The sequence below is a fragment of the Pseudomonas sp. GW822-FHT06B12 genome, assembly GCF_058799675.1.
In genome coordinates this window covers 102119-120444 of sequence record NZ_JBXALR010000010.1, presented here as the reverse complement: position 1 = coordinate 120444, position 18326 = coordinate 102119, and the positions used below count along the sequence as shown (strand labels likewise).

Genomic DNA, 18326 nt, shown 5'->3' with positions numbered 1-18326 from the left:
TACAGGGCTTTGGCCGATGAAGATTTTTTTTGAGGATTTTTGGCGACGTGAGAACGGTCTAGACGTCGGTGTTTGCTGCCAAAACGCCGCAAGCCCGATGGCGCGGGACTTACAGGGAAGATGAGGTGTGTTGGTGGGCGAGATTGTGTTCAGTTTTGGGTGGAAATTGTTGATGAGATTTTCTGTTCAAAAAACAACCAAAAATGGCTTTTTACACTACATGTAGTGTTTTGGTTAGGGTTTCTGTGGCTCCAGACACAACGACGCCCGACGAAGGTCGGGCGGTGATGTCGGGTCCGGCAATGAGCAAGACCTCAGCGTTGATGATCAGCCGTTAGAGCAGCCGTTACCCATCACGCTGTAGCGCAGAATATGCCGTTGACCGTTCGAGTCTTCATATTCCATGCGGGCTGGTACCACTTCGCAAACACTTGGAACTTCGCTCATGGAGATAACTTTGGCGATGTCCAGGTGAGTCGAGTAAGTGTATTCCTCTACCGGTACGCTGTTGTTGGCAACATCAGTCGGGATCTCGTCTGCCATGGCGGTTACGCACAGACTGCTGAGGGCCAGAACCAATAAAGCTTTCATTTCAATTTTACCTTTCTGAGGTTGAAGGGGGTCACGCAACCTTTTTGGGGTTGCGTGTGGAACTTGATGACTGAGTGTTGGATTAACTGCCTTCGTGGGGGCTGCAACTGGGTTAATCACGTTTGCCGTGTTGGCGAGGCTGATTTTAGGCGTGGGGGGGGCGCGTATATAGGTGTGCTTTTGATAAAGACTATTGGCATATCCTGTAACAATCTCGTAAAAACGACCTCGTACACTGCGGGGTCGCCTTTCGCAAAACGGCTGAAGCCCGCTGAAACCGGCGGGTCTGAGCGGCTTTACCGGTAAATACGACGTTTTGTAGGGGCTTGTTACTACCATCGTCGAATGGTTCTATAGGCCCGGCCCGGCTACAACGGGGCCATACAAAAACAACTATTCCACCGAGGTAAGAAAGATGAGTGCGGCTTCTCTGTATCCCGTTCGTCCCGAGGTTGCGGCCAACACGCTGACTGACGAGGCGACCTACAAGGCCATGTACCAGCAGTCGGTCGTCAACCCGGACGGCTTCTGGCGCGAGCAAGCCAAGCGCCTCGACTGGATCAAGCCTTTCACCACGGTGAAGCAGACTTCCTTCGACGATCACCATGTCGACATCAAATGGTTCGCCGACGGCACTCTGAACGTTTCCTATAACTGTCTGGACCGCCATCTCGCCGAACGTGGCGATCAGATCGCGATCATCTGGGAGGGCGATGACCCTGCCGAGAGCCGCAACATCACCTACCGCGAGCTGCACGAAGAAGTCTGCAAGTTCGCCAACGCCTTGCGCGGCCAGGATGTGCATCGCGGCGACGTGGTGACAATCTATATGCCGATGATCCCCGAAGCCGTGGTTGCCATGCTGGCCTGCACCCGGATCGGCGCGATTCACTCGGTGGTGTTCGGTGGTTTCTCGCCGGAAGCCCTGGCCGGTCGAATCATCGACTGCAAATCAAAAGTGGTGATCACTGCTGACGAAGGCCTGCGTGCCGGCAAGAAAATCCCGCTCAAGGCCAACGTCGATGACGCGCTGACCAATCCGGAAACCAGCAGCATCCAGAAGGTCATCGTGTGCAAGCGCACCGGTGGCAACATCAAGTGGAACCAGCACCGCGACATCTGGTACGAAGACCTGATGAAAGTCGCGGGCACCGTGTGCGCGCCGAAAGAGATGGGCGCTGAAGAAGCGCTGTTCATCCTTTATACCTCTGGCTCCACCGGCAAGCCGAAGGGCGTGCAGCACACCACCGGCGGCTATCTGTTGTACGCCGCGCTGACCCATGAGCGCGTGTTCGACTACCGTCCGGGCGAAATCTACTGGTGCACCGCCGACGTCGGCTGGGTCACCGGCCACACCTATATTGTCTACGGCCCGCTGGCCAATGGCGCGACCACCTTGCTGTTCGAAGGCGTGCCGAACTACCCGGACATCACCCGGGTGGCGAAGGTCGTCGACAAGCACAAGGTCAACATCCTCTACACCGCGCCGACCGCGATCCGCGCCATGATGGCGTCGGGCACCGCAGCTGTTGAAGGTGCGGATGGCAGCAGCCTGCGTCTGTTGGGTTCGGTCGGTGAGCCGATCAACCCGGAAGCGTGGGATTGGTACTACAAGAACGTCGGCCAATCCCGTTGCCCGATCGTCGATACCTGGTGGCAGACCGAAACCGGCGCAACCTTGATGAGTCCGCTGCCGGGCGCTCATGCGCTTAAGCCGGGTTCTGCGGCACGGCCGTTCTTCGGGGTGGTGCCGGCGTTGGTGGACAACCTGGGCAACATCATCGAAGGCGTTGCCGAGGGCAATCTGGTGATTCTCGATTCGTGGCCGGGTCAGGCACGTACGCTGTATGGCGACCACGATCGTTTCGTTGACACCTACTTCAAGACCTTCCGTGGCATGTACTTCACCGGTGACGGCGCGCGTCGTGACGCAGACGGCTACTGGTGGATCACTGGTCGCGTGGATGACGTGCTCAACGTTTCCGGTCACCGGATGGGCACTGCCGAGATCGAAAGTGCGATGGTTGCGCACCCGAAAGTCGCCGAAGCGGCGGTGGTCGGTGTGCCGCATGACATCAAAGGGCAGGGCATTTATGTCTACGTCACCCTCAACGGTGGCGAAGAGCCGAGCGAAGCGCTGCGCCTGGAACTGAAAAACTGGGTGCGCAAAGAGATCGGCCCGATTGCCTCGCCGGATGTCATTCAGTGGGCGCCAGGCCTGCCGAAAACCCGTTCGGGGAAAATCATGCGCCGGATCCTGCGCAAGATTGCTACCGCCGAATATGACGGGTTGGGGGATATCTCCACCCTGGCCGATCCGGGTGTGGTGCAGCATTTGATTGATACGCACAAGACCATGAACGTCGCTTAATAGCGGTTCTTGAGTCATCGAAAGCCCCGCCCGGTGTTGCGCCTGGTGGGGCTTTTCTTTGTCTGGATGTGCTCGTTCCCACGCTCTGCGTGGGAATGCATCCCGTGACGCTCCGCGTCACAGCGTCAACGGCGGACGCGGAGCGTCCATGGCGGCATTCCCACGCGGAGCGTGGGAACGATCAGGGGGAGGAGAGGGTGAGCCAATAATTATCGACTTCGTTTGTAGGTTAATTCCCACTGTTACCCGGTCCGCCTCAAGTAACTAAATGTGTAACCGCTCGCCCGCTTTCGAGGCATTGGGAAACGCAAAGCCCCGTCTCAGGGCCTGTTCAGACCACCTGAAAAATAAGACACAACGCTGCGCTTGCCGGATTAGAAGGCTTTGCGAATAATAGGCCCGCAATTTGCAACATAGATCGGTTCACTGTCTTTTGCTCCTGCATGAATTTGCAGGGCTGTCAATGTGCTTGGTCGGGTTTCTCGGTGCTTCTGTAATTTGTTGTCGCATTGAAGAAATATCGGCTTCGGGCCTGTCGTTAGAATGCCGATCACTCGCTCGCCGTCGTCTGCGTTGAAATCAGAACTGAACTCAACGCAACAATCCTACGACGCAGCGCAGCTTTCCAGATCCACCCATTCGCATATTGGGCTGTCGCTCACTCTGCCGTTTTCGCCCTATACCGATGGAGTCCTAAGATGAAGAAACTCGTGCTTCTTGGCGCCTTGGCACTGTCCGTGCTGTCCCTGCCAACGTTCGCCGATGAAAAGCCTCTGAAAATTGGTATCGAGGCGGCTTACCCTCCGTTCGCATCCAAAGCACCGGACGGCAGCATCGTTGGTTTCGACTACGACATCGGCAACGCCCTGTGCGAAGAGATGAAGGTCAAGTGCGTCTGGGTCGAACAAGAGTTCGACGGTCTGATCCCGGCACTCAAAGTGCGCAAGATCGACGCGATCCTGTCGTCCATGTCGATCACTGACGATCGCAAGAAGTCCGTGGACTTCACCAACAAGTACTACAACACCCCGGCACGTCTGGTGATGAAGGCCGGTACTCAGGTCAGCGACAACCTGGCCGAGCTCAAGGGCAAGAAAATCGGCGTGCAACGCGGTTCGATCCACAACCGTTTCGCTGAAGAAGTCCTGAAGCCGCTGGGTGCTGAAATCAAGCCGTACGGCTCGCAGAACGAAATCTACCTGGACGTGGCTGCCGGTCGCCTCGATGGCACCGTGGCAGACGCTACCCTGCTGGATGACGGCTTCCTGAAAACCGATTCGGGCAAGGGCTTTGCGTTTGTCGGCCCGGCTTTTACCGACGAGAAATACTTCGGCGACGGCATCGGTATCGCCGTGCGTAAAGGCGACAAGGCTGAGCTGGACAAGATCAACGCAGCCATCGTCGCCATTCGTGCGAATGGCAAATACAAGCAAATCCAGGACAAGTACTTCGCGTTCGATATTTACGGCAAGTAAATAGCTCGCACGTCCATCCGAAATGGCGCAAGCAACAGGATCTCTGAGGTTTGCGCCATTTTTTCATCCCAACTTTCGAGGACCTGAATCATGTTGAAAGGCTACGGGGCTGTCATCCTCGATGGCGCATGGCTGACGCTTCAGCTCGCCTTGTCGTCCATGGCCTTGGCCATTGTTCTGGGTCTGATCGGGGTCGCATTGCGCCTGTCGCCGGTACGCTGGCTGGCCTGGCTGGGCGATCTGTATTCCACGGTGATCCGCGGGATTCCCGATCTGGTGCTGATCCTGCTGATTTTCTACGGCGGTCAGGACTTGCTCAACCGTGTTGCACCGTTGCTCGGCTATGACGACTACATCGACCTGAACCCGTTGATCGCCGGTATCGGCACCCTGGGTTTCATCTTCGGTGCGTACCTGTCGGAAACCTTCCGTGGGGCCTTCATGGCGATCCCGAAAGGTCAGGCAGAGGCTGGTGCGGCATACGGCATGAGCAGTTTTCAGGTGTTTTTTCGGGTATTGGTGCCGCAGATGATTCGCCTGGCGATTCCGGGCTTCACCAATAACTGGCTGGTATTGACCAAGGCGACTGCGCTGATTTCGGTGGTCGGTCTGCAAGACATGATGTTCAAGGCCAAGCAGGCGGCAGATGCCACCCGCGAGCCTTTCACCTTCTTCCTCGCAGTAGCGGCAATGTACCTGGTGATCACCAGTGTCTCGTTGCTGGCATTGCGTCACCTTGAGAAGCGCTACTCGGTAGGCGTAAGGGCGGCTGATCTATGATCTTCGACTACAACGTCATTTGGGAGGCCTTGCCGCTGTACCTCGGCGGCCTGGTGACCACCCTCAAACTGCTCGCGCTGTCGTTGCTGTTCGGTTTGCTGGCGGCGTTGCCGCTGGGGCTGATGCGCGTCTCCAAGCAGCCGATCGTCAACATGAGTGCCTGGCTCTTCACCTACGTGATTCGCGGCACGCCGATGCTGGTGCAGCTGTTTTTGATCTACTACGGTCTGGCGCAATTCGAAGCGGTACGTGAAAGCTTCCTTTGGCCGTGGCTGTCCAGCGCGACGTTCTGTGCGTGCCTGGCTTTCGCGATCAACACCAGTGCCTACACCGCTGAAATCATTGCCGGCAGCCTGCGGGCCACGCCGAACGGTGAGATCGAAGCGGCCAAGGCCATGGGCATGTCGCGCTTCAAAATGTACAAGCGCATCCTGCTGCCGTCGGCGTTGCGCCGGGCGCTGCCGCAGTACAGCAACGAAGTGATCATGATGCTGCAGACCACCAGTCTGGCGTCCATCGTGACCCTGATCGACATCACCGGTGCCGCGCGCACGGTGAACGCTCAGTATTACTTGCCGTTCGAGGCCTACATCACCGCAGGCGTGTTCTACCTGTGCATGACGTTCATTCTGGTGCGTCTGTTCAAGATGGCCGAGCACCGCTGGCTGGGCTACCTCGCCCCGCGCAAGCACTGAAACCACTGACTGACTGTTTTTGTGAGAACCGACAGCATGTACAAACTTGAAGTCCAAGACCTGCATAAACGCTACGGCAGTCACGAAGTGCTCAAGGGCGTGTCCCTGAAAGCGGCAGCCGGCGATGTGATCAGCATCATCGGCTCCAGTGGCTCCGGCAAAAGTACTTTCCTGCGTTGCATCAACCTGCTTGAGCAACCGCACGCCGGCAAGATTCTGCTGAACAACGAAGAGCTGAAACTGGTGGCGAACAAGGACGGCGCGCTGAAAGCCGCCGACCCGAAACAACTGCAGCGCATGCGTTCGCGGTTGTCGATGGTGTTCCAGCATTTCAATCTGTGGTCGCACATGACCGCGATGGAAAACATCATGGAAGCGCCGGTTCACGTGCTCGGCATGTCCAAGGCCGAAGCCCGTGAAAAGGCCGAGATGTATCTGGCCAAGGTTGGCGTGTCTCATCGTAAAGATGCATACCCTGGCCATATGTCCGGTGGTGAGCAACAACGTGTGGCGATCGCCCGTGCGTTGGCGATGGAACCCGAGGTGATGCTGTTCGACGAGCCGACCTCGGCGCTCGACCCGGAACTGGTTGGCGACGTGTTGAAAGTGATGCAGGCGCTGGCCCAGGAAGGCCGGACCATGGTCGTGGTGACGCACGAAATGGGCTTTGCCCGTGAAGTGTCGAACCAGTTGGTGTTCCTGCACAAAGGCGTGGTTGAAGAAAGCGGCAACCCGCGTGAAGTGCTGGTCAATCCACAGTCCGAACGTCTGCAACAATTCCTCTCGGGCAGCCTGAAGTAATCGCTCCCGTTACGCACCAAATTAGGTCATGCTGCGCACCGCGCGCCAGATGGTCTAATTTGGTTGCAGCCGCCTTTGGCTCTAACACTGTTTTCGTTTCGGATTGCCCGCCATGACTGCCCATCGAATTGGTTTCCTGATTTGGCCCAGCACTAAAGCCTTGACGCTGGCGCTGGCCGAGGAGGCCTTGCGTGTTGCTCAGCGCGTGCATCCGGAGGTTGTTTACGAACTCTCGTTCCTGCAGGCCGAAACGCCTGCAGAAGGGGCCTGGCAATTGCCGGGTGAGCCCTGGACCGGCAAGCTGGAAAATTTCCAGAAACTGTTTTTGTTGGCCGATGAGCCGCCGACGGCTTTGGCGCCAGCGCTCAGCAGCGCGCTCAAGCAACTGGTGCGTGCCGGTTGTGTGATTGGCGGTCTGTCGGCCGGTGTTTATCCGTTGGCCCAACTCGGTTTGCTCGATGGCTATCGTGCGGCGGTGCACTGGCGCTGGCAGGATGATTTCGCCGAGCGCTTCCCCAAGGTCATCGCTACCAGTCATCTGTTCGATTGGGATCGCGATCGCCTGACCGCATGCGGCGGGATGTCGGTGCTCGATCTGTTGCTGGCGGTGCTGGCTCGTGATCACGGCGCTGAACTGGCCGGTGCGGTGTCCGAAGAACTGGTGGTCGAACGTATTCGCGAGGGCGGTGAGCGTCAGCGCATCCCATTGCAGAATCGCCTCGGCTCCAGCCATCCAAAGCTCACGCAAGCCGTGTTGCTGATGGAAGCCAACATCGAAGAACCGCTGACCACCGACGAAATCGCCCAGCATGTGTGCGTGTCCCGTCGGCAGTTGGAGCGGATTTTCAAGCAGTACCTCAACCGAGTGCCGAGCCAGTACTACCTGGAGCTGCGCCTGAACAAGGCCCGGCAGATGTTGATGCAAACCAGCAAGTCGATCATCCAGATCGGTTTGTCGTGTGGCTTCTCTTCGGGGCCGCATTTCTCCAGCGCCTACCGCAATTTCTTCGGCGCCACGCCGCGCGAAGATCGCAACCAGCGGCGCAGCAGCAGTCCGTTCGAGTTGTCGTCGGCGCCCTCAGAGCGCGGTTGACGCTTTCAGTTCGGCGTGGGGGGCTGAGCGTCAGCTCCCTGTTACTCTTCGACTTCACTGCTCTCGGAATTCGAAGCCTCCACTTGCGCACGGTTGATGACTTCGTCGATACCGAAGTATTCGCCGGTTCGCTGGAAGTAAGCGATGAATCGTTGCAGGCTTTCTTCGGAGAATGGGTTTCCGCCGAGCTTGATCCTCTTGGCGACATCGACAGGCAGTTCCAGAATATCGCTGGGGATTTCGCTGATCGCGTTATCGGTAAGATTCGCCACCTGCAATGTTGTACGACTCAACAGGCCCGGCGGGATCTCGCTGATGTCTGTGTCATACAGCATGAGGGTCTTGAGTCGAGGCATCTGGCTGATGTCGGCGGGTAAGCTCAGTGGGTTACCGCCCAGTACCAGATGCTCGATATTCTCCAGGCCCGCCAGTGCAGCCTGCGTCTGCGAGGTCAGCGTGATCAGGCAATCGGTAAGCACCAATGTAGTCAGCTCGCCCATGTTGAATACTGGCTCGGGAATCGTGCTCAGTGCATAGTCGCTGATGGTCAGACTCCGCAGGTTGGGGAAACAGCGTAAAAAACCATTGAGGCTCGAGCTCACCTTTTCTTCGCCGTCCATCTGCAGTCGTGAGACATGGCCGAAGTCCGCCGTCAGTTGAGGCAAGTCGCCATTGATGATCTCGTCGGTGTAGAGCTCATAAAGCGCCTCACCTTGCGCATTGACCCCTTCTTGATCGGATTCGCGACGCCAGCACTGCTCTACGGTTTCTTTGAACGCATCGCGGGCGAAGTGCTCCTCTGTCAGCTGCGCGTTGGTGAACGGCTGACCTGTTTGCGGATGCACGGCAGGAAGGTCGGAAGTCCATGCGGCCAGATCGTTGCGCAGCGTGGTGTACTCGGTCTCCAGGCGTGTCAGTTCGGCTCTGCCGACCTCCAGGTTTCCGGGTAGCAGGTAGATGAAGTCGCTGGCTTCCTCCTGGTCCAGAAGCGGGTATAGCGCTTGGGCACGGTCAATTTCTGTCTGGGCGGCCATGACGCCGAAGTCCTGGCGGGTTCGTTTGAAGTAGGTCTTGATCTGTTCACGGTTCGCCAGCGAGAGAGGGTTGTTACCAAAATCCATGCCTTTGCTGGTGCGGGCGGGGAGATTGAAAAAGGCTGGGTCCAGATTGGTTATCTGGTTGTCACAGAGGATCGCAGTGCGCAGATTCTGATGACCGAGCAGACCCTCTGGCATTCTGCTGATGCCTGTATTGGACAGATCGATGAAGTTGAGCTCGGGCATTCCCCGCAGGGTGGGAGAGAGGCCTAGCGGATTATTGTAGAGGTCCAGCGTCACCAGGTTGCTGAAGGAGGAAAGCGTTGCTTGCGTATCCGGGGTCAGCACGATGCCACAGTCGGTCAGCAGCAGCTGATTGAGTTTCGGCATGTTGGACAGGGCAGGCGGGAGTTCGCCCAGGGCAACGCTTCTGAGCTCAAGGCGGGTCAGCCCGTTGAAGTGTTGCAGGAAGCCCATGATGCCTTGCGGGGTGCCGCTGTTCGTCATTGATAGCGTCGAAATACGGCTGAAGTCTGCCGTTATGGTCGGCAGTTCTCCCACGAGCGGTTTGAAAAAACTCAACAGGCACTCGACCCCGTCAAGGGCGTCGTCGGTAATGCTGGCGGTGATTTGCCGACGCCAGCCACGGAGCATCTCCGCCCTGAACGCGATGCGGCTCGCTCTGTTTTCCATCATCTGCGCGACACTGAGCCTGTTACCGGTTTGAGGATCGAGCTGGGGGGCCTGATTGGTCCAGGTATGCAGGTCATGGTTCAGTTGGGTGTACTCGCCTTGCAGACGGGCAAGTTCGGCATGAGCACCGGTGGGGTGGGTGTGCAGGTGTTCGATGACCGCCAGCACTTCTTCCGGGTTGAGTGCCGGGTAGAGCTGGCGAACCCTCTGCACCAGATCCGGTTGGCCCGGCGGGAGTTGATCATAGCCGTCGGCGCCTCCGAGCAGGCGCATGGTGGTCGGGTCATAGGCCGGTTTAAGTATCGGATTCTGCTCCAGAATGTTGCGTAGTTCATTGCGCTCCAGCGGATGCTCGCGCAGTGCTTGTTGGAGTTTTTCCCCTTGATGGGTATTGATCTTCAGTGCGTTGCGTTCGGCGTCGGGCAGGGCATGAAGAATCGCCTGGCTGAGGTCGGTCGCGCCGCTCAGATTCAAGCCTTCGTCGTCATAGGCTTCGTATCGACCATCCTCGCGCCGCACCAGCACTTTGCGGATGAGAGCGTCTTGTTTGCCGATGCGGGTGCGGGTATGGCCGTTGTATGAGTAGTCCTGAACGTCTATTCGGACGTCGGATGTCCAGCCTGGCAGACGCTCAAGTGAATGGAGTCGCAGCAGATCGGTGTCCGGATTTTCCAGCGATGGCAGGTCAAGCCCCTCGTAGGCTCGCGTCAGCCGTACTTCTTGCATCGCCCAGCGGGCAAGGTCTTTGAGGCGTTTCGGTACTTCTCCGGTTTGCAGAAGCCGCAGCTCGGCATCCGTGGCGGTATCCAGCAGTTCGGTCGCCACGCTGAGTGGCAGCCCCGTCGTGGTGTCGAGCAGTTTTTGAAGCGTGGCGTTGTGGGTGCGTTCAAGTGCCCGGTACCGGCTGTCGAACAGTGATGTTCTTTGTCGGGCGGCGGTCTGTGCGAGTTTTTGTCTCAGGGTTGCGGCGCGTGCACTCAGCGAGAGAGGCGGCGAGCCCCGGTCTTCTTCCAGAAGGGTTTTCTGCTCGGTTTCACTCAGGTGGGCAAGCAGGGTTTTGAGCAGGTCGCCATCGGTCAATCGACCTTCCTGAACCTCAATGCCCGACCGTGCAAGGCTGGTGGTTTCCCAGGCAATGTTTTCCTGTGCATCGAGCAGGCTGAGGCCTGTACTGTCGGGCCACAAGAAGTGTTCGGTGAGCAGCTGGAGTTGGGTCTGGGAATCGGCCTTTGAATACTGTTCGTGATGCTCGCTGCCGAGACGGTCGATAAAAGTTTGCAGGTCTTTGTCGATGTTGAGGCGTTTGAGGGTGTCGGCCAGCAGGGACGGCATGGGCTCATGCTCGACATGCATTTTGCGCAGGGTGTTCTCGTGCAACCCGCTGGCCTTGAGTGCATGCTCGCGTTCGACGGGAGAGAGCTTTTCGCTCAGAGGTCCCAGGCGGCGCAATAGCGTGCGTTTGTCCCATTCCAGCGGTCGGTCGAGTTCGGTCTGCCAGGCGCCGCTGCCGTTGTGTTTGAGCGCGGGGCTGTAAGCGTCGGGCCGTGTGGGGTGCTCAATGCGGTAGTCGCCGGTCCGGTCTTGTCTGGCGGCGAAGCGCTTGCCCTCGATGGGGACGATGGTTTTGCCGTTGTGGTGATGCAGTCCTGATGCGTTGGGAATCGAGTGTTGTGGCAAGGTCGCGGTATGTTCGTAGGGGCTCAGGTCGGGTTTCCAGTAAAGGGTTTTGCCGTTGGCCGCCTGCACCGGTTTGAACCGGTCAATGAAGGCGACGACCTCTGCGGGCAGTGCCTTGCGAAACTCTCCTGCGGCAATGACGCCGCCTGCGGCGAAGGCCCCCAACTGGATCAGGGTCTCAACCACCGTCATCAGGTGCTCGAACGCTTCGACGGTCTGCCCCTGCGCCCAGTCGATGATCCCTTCGAATGCATCGTTGACCAGTTGATACGCCATGTAGGCCAGCATCAACTCCCCCAGAAACGGCACAAAGGGCAGGGCGACGAAAGCGGCGAGCTGAACAATGGCTGATGCCACGCCGGTAAAGGAGTCCCAGAGTGCCCAGCGAGCCTTTTGGTCCGCCGTTGCGGTGGAAACCGCGATGACCCGGGCGTCGTTGAGGATTTTGTTCAGTTGTTCCCGGTAGAGATGGGGCCATGGACCGCGATGGATCGGCGCGACAGAAAATTGCAGATTGGGCCGCTCTACCGGCGTTTCACGCCATGATGGCAGCGGGTCACTGTAAGGGCGTTGATGCCAGGTTACCTGGCTCAGGCGATCGGCCAGGTTGCCAAAGAAATGCCCGCGGTCTTCGTGAGCCACAAAGCGGCTGAAAAATTGTTGGTAATCCGGGGTGCGCAGCTGGCGAGTGAGGGTTTGCATCAGCTCGGCCGTCGAGGTGTATTCCTTGATCGGGTGCTCCGGGTCATCGGGGATGTAGACCGCGATTCGTGCAGTATTGCGTGAGCGTTCCAGGTTCGGCGCAAACACCACGATGCCGGTCAGCTTGGCGGACATGATTGTCAGGTCGTGGCACAGCAAGGGCTCGTTGCCGAGCTTGATGCTGTACGAGCCTTCAGCCAGTCCCAGGATCAACTGAAAGAAGTCGTCCTGAATGTCGCCGTTCATGCGCGCCAGTTGCAGCGCCGCCTTCAGTGCGGCTTTCTGGCTGGCCTCGATCCTGGTGCGCAGCACGGTCGCGACCAGCGGGTTGGAGATGCCCAGATTCTCCTCAAGGTAGGCGCGGTACTGGCCGCCGATGTCCAGCTCGCGGCATAACCGGGTAAAGGCCTGGACTGTGATCGTCTGGTTGAGCGCCGGCAGGGTGTCGAACTGTCCGGTCGAAGAAGGCTCAGTGATGAACGTCGAGTCGGGTTCGTAGGCATCCTTGTGGGTTTCCTGTTCTTCAAAGTTGTGCAGCGCCGCATTCAGCAGCGATACCGTCCAGGTGCGAGCGGCGCCTGACTTGATCGGGAACCAGGGAATGGTCGCGGGAATGTACAGGCGCAAGAACGTGCCTTTAACGTCCAGATCCACGCCGAATCGTGCTTTCAGGGCGTTTTTGAGCAGTGGCTCGGCAAAAGCGTAGGCGTCTTGCAGGTTTCCCAGCGCGCGGTCGACATGGTTTTGTGCCGTCCAGTGGGCAGCATTCAGCCGCCCGAGTTCGGCGTGTTGCGGGGCCGGTGCTGCGCGCAGACGATTTGCCAGTAACGGACGTGCCTTCTTCAACGCCAGGCGCCTGGCGGATGATGCGTTCCCGAGCCAGTGGGGAATCGTCTGGGTGAGAGGCGGATAGTGGGTGTCGGTGTGTGCGATATACGTTGCGTCAGCCAGGGCTGTTCGCGTTTGCTCATCGGGTAATTGCATCTTGCAGGTCCATTAACGCTCAAAGAGCGTCAAGGGAAACAAGATGCGCCGTTCACGGTGCGGTACATATTTAGGCACGCAGGCATTCATCTCTCGCCAAGCCTGCCGCAAATCCGCGCCAGCAGTTTAAACTGCGCCTTTGCGACGCTATTTGTCGCATTGCCGTAAACCCGGAGAAATCCGGGGTTTGCGCTATAAGAAGTTGTCGCTTGGCGGCAAGGCCGGGCTGAAAACTGTCCTTACAATCCCCTCATCGCTCGCCAGTTTCAGGCGGGTGTTTCTCATCAGGAGACTCCGATGTCCGTTGAGCACGCTGCGGTACAACGCGCCGATTTTGACCAGGTAATGGTTCCCAACTATGCGCCTGCCGCTTTCATTCCGGTACGTGGCGCCGGTTCCCGCGTTTGGGACCAGTCTGGTCGCGAGTTGATCGACTTCGCCGGCGGGATTGCGGTTAACGTATTGGGCCATGCGCACCCGGCACTGGTCGGTGCCTTGACCGAGCAAGCGAACAAGCTGTGGCACGTGTCCAACGTGTTCACCAATGAGCCGGCCCTGCGCCTGGCGCATAAGCTGATCGATGCGACTTTCGCCGAGCGTGTGTTCTTCTGCAACTCCGGCGCCGAAGCCAACGAGGCCGCCTTCAAGCTGGCCCGTCGTGTCGCTCACGATCGTTTCGGTCCAGAGAAGTACGAAATCATCGCCGCGCTCAACAGCTTCCACGGTCGTACGCTGTTCACCGTGAACGTTGGTGGCCAGTCGAAGTACTCCGACGGTTTCGGTCCGAAGATCACCGGCATCACTCACGTCAAGTTCAACGATCTGGAAGCGCTCAAAGCGGCCATTTCCGACAAGACCTGCGCAGTAGTGCTGGAGCCGATCCAGGGCGAGGGCGGCGTTTTGCCGGCTGAACTTTCGTACCTGCAAGGCGCTCGCGAACTGTGCACCGCACACAACGCGCTGCTGATTTTCGACGAAGTACAAACCGGCATGGGCCGCAGCGGTGAGCTGTTCGCTTACCAGCATTACGGCGTGACACCGGACATCCTGACCAGCGCCAAGAGCCTGGGCGGTGGTTTCCCGATCGCGGCGATGCTGACCAGCGAAGCCCTGGCCAAACATCTGGTGGTCGGCACTCACGGCACCACTTACGGCGGCAACCCGTTGGCGTGCGCCGTGGCTGAAGCGGTGATCGACGTGGTCAACACTCCTGAAGTGCTGAACGGCGTCAAAGCCAAGCACGATCTGTTCAAGTCTCGCCTGGAGCAGATCGGCGCCAAGTACGGCCTGTTCACTCAAGTGCGTGGCCTGGGCCTGCTGCTCGGTTGCGTGTTGAGCGAGGCCTGGAAAGGCAAGGCCAAGGACATCTTCAACGCCGCTGAAAAAGAAGGTCTGATGATTCTGCAAGCCGGCCCTGACGTGATTCGTTTCGCGCCAAGCCTGGTGGTTGAAGACGCGGACATCGAGCAAGGTCTGGAGCGCTTCGAGCGCGCCGTGGCCAAACTGACTCAAGCCTGATCGACCCTTCGACGCCTGATCATTCAGGCGTCGAACCCAATTTTATGCCGGGCCCGCTTTATGTGGGAGCGAGCTTGCTCGCGATGAGGGCCTTACAGCCAACATCTTTGTTGCCTGACAGGACGCAATCGCGAGCAAGCTCGCTCCCACAGGTGTCTCAAAGGCCGGCCCGGCTTATTTTCCTCAAAGAGTTTTTCGAGAAAGGAGTGACACCATGCTGGTGATGCGCCCCGCGCAAATGGCTGATCTGGGCGAGGTACAGCGTCTGGCTGCGGACAGCCCGATTGGTGTCACTTCCTTGCCGGATGATGTCGAACGCCTGAGCGACAAGATCGCAGCAAGCGAAGCGTCGTTCGCTGCCGAAGTCAGCTTCAACGGTGAAGAAAGCTATTTCTTCGTCCTCGAAGACACCGCCACCGGCAAACTGGCCGGTTGCTCGGCCATCGTCGCGTCGGCCGGTTATTCCGAGCCGTTCTACAGCTTCCGTAATGAAACCTTCGTGCACGCCTCCCGCGAGCTGAAGATTCATAACAAGATCCACGTGCTCTCCCAGTGCCACGACCTGACCGGCAACAGTCTGCTGACCAGTTTCTACGTGCTGCCGGAGCTGGTGGGGTCGGCCTGGTCGGAACTCAACTCTCGCGGTCGCCTGCTGTTCGTCGCCAGTCACCCGGAGCGTTTCGCTGATTCGGTCGTCACCGAGATCGTCGGTTACAGCGACGAAAATGGCGACTCGCCATTCTGGGATGCCATCGGTCGCAACTTCTTCGACTTGAACTACGCCGCCGCCGAGCGTCTGTGCGGGCTCAAGAGCCGGACCTTCCTCGCTGAATTGATGCCGCATTACCCGATCTACGTGCCGCTGCTGCCGGACTCCGCCCAAGAGGCCATGGGTCAGGTGCATCCGCGTGCGCAGATCACCTTCGACATCCTGATGCGCGAAGGCTTCGAGACCGATCACTACATCGACATTTTCGACGGTGGCCCAACGTTGCACGCACGTGTTTCGGGGATCCGTTCGATCGCCCAGAGTCGTGTGGTGCCGGTGAAAATCGGTGAGCCGGTCAAAGGCGCCGGTCGTCAGTACCTGGTGGCCAACGCTCAGTTGCAGGATTACCGCGCGGTATTGCTCGAGCTGGATTATGCGCCGGGCAAACCGGTAACCCTGGATCTTGAAGCCGCCGAAGCCCTGGGCGTCGGTGAAGGTGCCAGCGTACGCCTGGTGGCGGTCTGACACCTAGAGAAGCATGCCTGATTCAAGGCTTGAGAGCAGCGAGTTTCACGGGTGGCAATAGCGGCCCGTTTGAGGAGATAGCATGATCGTTCGTCCCGTACGCAGCAGCGATTTACCCGCTCTGATCGACCTGGCCCGCAGCACCGGCACCGGCCTGACCACCTTGCCGGCCAACGAAGAGCGTCTGTCTCATCGGGTTGGCTGGGCTGAAAAGACTTTTCGCGGCGAAGCGGGGCGCGGCGACGCGGACTACCTGTTCGTGCTCGAAGACGATAACGGTCGCGTGGTCGGTATTTCCGCGATTGCCGGCGCCGTCGGCCTGCGTGAGCCTTGGTACAACTTCCGGGTCGGTCTGACTGTCAGCGCTTCGCAAGAGCTGAACATCTACCGTGAAATCCCGACGCTGTTCCTGGCCAACGACCTGACCGGTAACTCCGAGCTGTGCTCGTTGTTCCTGCACGCCGATTACCGTACCGGCCTCAACGGCCGCATGCTGGCCAAGGCGCGGATGCTGTTCATCGCCGAATTCCCGCAACTGTTCGGCAACAAGATCATTGCCGAGATGCGCGGTGTGTCCGATGAAGCCGGCCGTTCGCCGTTCTGGGAAAGCCTGGGGCGACACTTCTTCAAAATGGAATTCAGCCAGGCTGATTACCTGACGGGCGTGGGCAACAAGGCGTTCATCGCCGAGCTGATGCCGAAGTTCCCGCTGTACACCTGCTTCCTCTCCGAAGACGCGCGCAATGTGATCGGCCAGGTTCACCCTGACACCGAGCCAGCGCTGGCGATGCTCAAGAGCGAAGGCTTCAGCTACCAGGGTTATGTCGACATCTTCGACGCCGGTCCTGCGGTTGAATGCGAAACCGGCAAGATCCGTGCGGTCCGCGACAGCCAGGCGCTGGTGCTGGCCATCGGCACCCCGGGTGACGACGCCACGCCATTCTTGATTCACAACCGCAAACGCGAAGACTGCCGGATCACTGCCGCTCCAGCACGCTTTGCCGCCGGTACCCTGGTGGTCGACCAACTGACCGCCAAACGTCTTCAACTCAATGCCGGCGATCAAGTACGTGCCGTGCCGTTGTCTGCTGCTCGGGAGTCGAAATAATGAATTCGCTTTATATCGCTGGTGAATGGTTGGCTGGCCAGGGTGACACCTTCGAATCGCTGAACCCGGTGACCCAGCAAGTGCTGTGGTCGGGGCAGGGCGCCAGCGTCGCTCAGGTCGAAAGCGCGGTGCAAGCTGCGCGTCAGGCGTTCCCGGCCTGGGCCAAACGCTCCCTGGAAGACCGCATCGGCGTGCTGGAAGCCTTTGCCGCCAGCCTGAAAAAACACGCTGACGAACTGGCCCACTGCATCGGCGAAGAAACCGGTAAACCGCTGTGGGAAGCCGCGACGGAAGTGACCAGCATGGTCAACAAGATCGCCATTTCGGTGCAGAGCTACCGCGAACGTACCGGCGAGAAGAGCGGCCCGCTGGGCGACGCCACCGCCGTGTTGCGCCACAAGCCTCATGGCGTGGTGGCGGTATTTGGTCCTTACAACTTTCCTGGGCATTTGCCGAACGGTCATATCGTTCCGGCGCTGCTGGCCGGTAACAGCGTGCTGTTCAAGCCAAGTGAACTGACCCCGAAAGTCGCCGAGCTGACGGTCAAGTGCTGGATCGAAGCCGGTCTGCCGGCTGGCGTGCTGAACCTGCTGCAAGGCGCGCGTGAAACCGGGATCGCTCTGGCGGCCAATTCAGGCATCGATGGTCTGTTCTTCACCGGCTCCAGCCGTACCGGCAACCACCTGCATGCGCAGTTCTCCGGGCGTCCGGACAAGATCCTCGCGCTGGAGATGGGCGGCAACAACCCGCTGGTGGTCGATCAGGTCGCAGACCTCGACGCCGCGGTGTACACCATTATTCAGTCGGCGTTCATTTCTGCCGGTCAGCGTTGCACCTGCGCCCGTCGCTTGCTGGTACCGCAAGGCGCCTGGGGCGATACGCTGCTGGCGCGTCTGGTAGCGGTCAGCGCGACGATCGAAGTCGGCGCGTTCGATCAGCAACCGGCACCGTTCATGGGCTCGGTAGTTTCTCTGGCCGCCGCAAAAGCGCTGATGGATGCGCAAGAACACTTGCTGGCCAATGGCGCCGTGTCGCTGCTGGAAATGACTCAGCCTCAGGCTAACGCCGCGTTGCTGACCCCAGGCATTCTTGATGTCAGCGCGGTTGCCGATCGTCCTGACGAAGAGCTGTTCGGCCCGTTGCTGCAAGTGATCCGCTACGCTGATTTCGAGGCGGCGATCGCTGAAGCCAACGACACCCAATACGGCTTGGCCGCAGGTTTGCTGTCGGATTCCGAAGCGCGTTACCAGCAGTTCTGGCTGGAAAGCCGCGCCGGTATCGTCAACTGGAACAAGCAGCTGACCGGTGCCGCGAGCAGCGCACCATTCGGCGGTGTGGGAGCCTCGGGCAACCATCGCGCCAGCGCCTATTACGCAGCGGATTACTGCGCGTACCCGGTGGCCTCGCTGGAAACCCCAAGCCTGACACTGCCGGCCACCCTGACCCCAGGCGTGAAAATGGCGTGATGCCCAATCGCGAGCAAGCTCGCTCCCACAAGGGCGATGAAATCCCTGTGGGAGCGAGCCTGCTCGCGATGGCCGCGACTCGGTCGCACTGAACAGTTAGT

The 18326-nt window shown here is 59.0% G+C and carries 12 protein-coding genes; 10 read left to right on the top strand and 2 right to left on the bottom strand.

Annotation, left to right across the window (positions count from 1 at the left end; genetic code table 11):
• Positions 1–327: 327 nt before the first annotated feature.
• Complete coding sequence (locus AC1RKH_RS21410) at positions 328–591, bottom strand: DUF2790 domain-containing protein (RefSeq protein ID WP_493063088.1); 264 nt, start codon at positions 589–591, stop codon at positions 328–330.
• 415 nt (positions 592–1006) lie between these two features.
• Between AC1RKH_RS21410 and acs the strand changes: the two genes are divergently transcribed.
• From acs to argR, 6 genes are all read left to right on the top strand, one after another.
• Entirely contained in the window at positions 1007–2962 is a 1956-nt protein-coding gene (gene acs, locus AC1RKH_RS21405; protein ID WP_493063087.1) for an acetate--CoA ligase, read from the top strand.
• Positions 2963–3660: 698 nt separating this feature from the next.
• Positions 3661–4437: an ABC transporter substrate-binding protein gene (locus AC1RKH_RS21400; protein ID WP_493063086.1), complete on the top strand. Its 777-nt coding sequence runs from the start codon at positions 3661–3663 to the stop codon at positions 4435–4437.
• A gap of 90 nt (positions 4438–4527) precedes the next feature.
• On the top strand, positions 4528–5217 hold the full coding sequence (locus tag AC1RKH_RS21395; RefSeq protein WP_123426773.1) for an ABC transporter permease: 690 nt from the start codon (positions 4528–4530) through the stop codon (positions 5215–5217).
• Positions 5214–5912 carry an ABC transporter permease gene (locus AC1RKH_RS21390; RefSeq protein WP_493063085.1) on the top strand — a complete coding sequence of 233 codons (699 nt, stop codon included), beginning with the start codon at positions 5214–5216 and terminating at the stop codon, positions 5910–5912. The genes AC1RKH_RS21395 and AC1RKH_RS21390 overlap by 4 nt, the downstream gene beginning before the upstream one ends.
• A gap of 36 nt (positions 5913–5948) precedes the next feature.
• Complete coding sequence (locus AC1RKH_RS21385; protein ID WP_123426775.1) at positions 5949–6713, top strand: ABC transporter ATP-binding protein; 765 nt, start codon at positions 5949–5951, stop codon at positions 6711–6713.
• A gap of 112 nt (positions 6714–6825) precedes the next feature.
• Complete coding sequence (argR, locus tag AC1RKH_RS21380; RefSeq protein WP_123426776.1) at positions 6826–7806, top strand: transcriptional regulator ArgR; 981 nt, start codon at positions 6826–6828, stop codon at positions 7804–7806.
• A 41-nt stretch (positions 7807–7847) separates the two neighbouring features.
• On the opposite strand, the gene AC1RKH_RS21375 is transcribed toward argR, so the two are convergent.
• Complete coding sequence (locus AC1RKH_RS21375) at positions 7848–12899, bottom strand: dermonecrotic toxin domain-containing protein (RefSeq protein ID WP_493063084.1); 5052 nt, start codon at positions 12897–12899, stop codon at positions 7848–7850.
• Positions 12900–13196: 297 nt separating this feature from the next.
• Between AC1RKH_RS21375 and AC1RKH_RS21370 the strand changes: the two genes are divergently transcribed.
• The 4 genes from AC1RKH_RS21370 to astD all read left to right on the top strand — a co-directional run bounded on the left by AC1RKH_RS21370 (position 13197) and on the right by astD (position 18225).
• Positions 13197–14417 (top strand): aspartate aminotransferase family protein, encoded by a 1221-nt coding sequence (locus AC1RKH_RS21370; RefSeq protein WP_123426777.1) that lies wholly within the window; start codon positions 13197–13199, stop codon positions 14415–14417.
• 214 nt (positions 14418–14631) lie between these two features.
• Positions 14632–15651 carry an arginine/ornithine succinyltransferase subunit alpha gene (gene aruF, locus AC1RKH_RS21365; protein ID WP_123426778.1) on the top strand — a complete coding sequence of 340 codons (1020 nt, stop codon included), beginning with the start codon at positions 14632–14634 and terminating at the stop codon, positions 15649–15651.
• 82 nt (positions 15652–15733) lie between these two features.
• On the top strand, positions 15734–16759 hold the full coding sequence (gene astA / locus AC1RKH_RS21360) for an arginine N-succinyltransferase (RefSeq protein WP_493063083.1): 1026 nt from the start codon (positions 15734–15736) through the stop codon (positions 16757–16759).
• A complete protein-coding gene (gene astD / locus AC1RKH_RS21355; protein WP_493063178.1) occupies positions 16756–18225 on the top strand; it encodes a succinylglutamate-semialdehyde dehydrogenase in 1470 nt (489 codons plus the stop codon). Before astA ends, astD begins: the two co-directional genes overlap by 4 nt.
• The last annotated feature ends 101 nt before the right edge of the window (positions 18226–18326 follow it).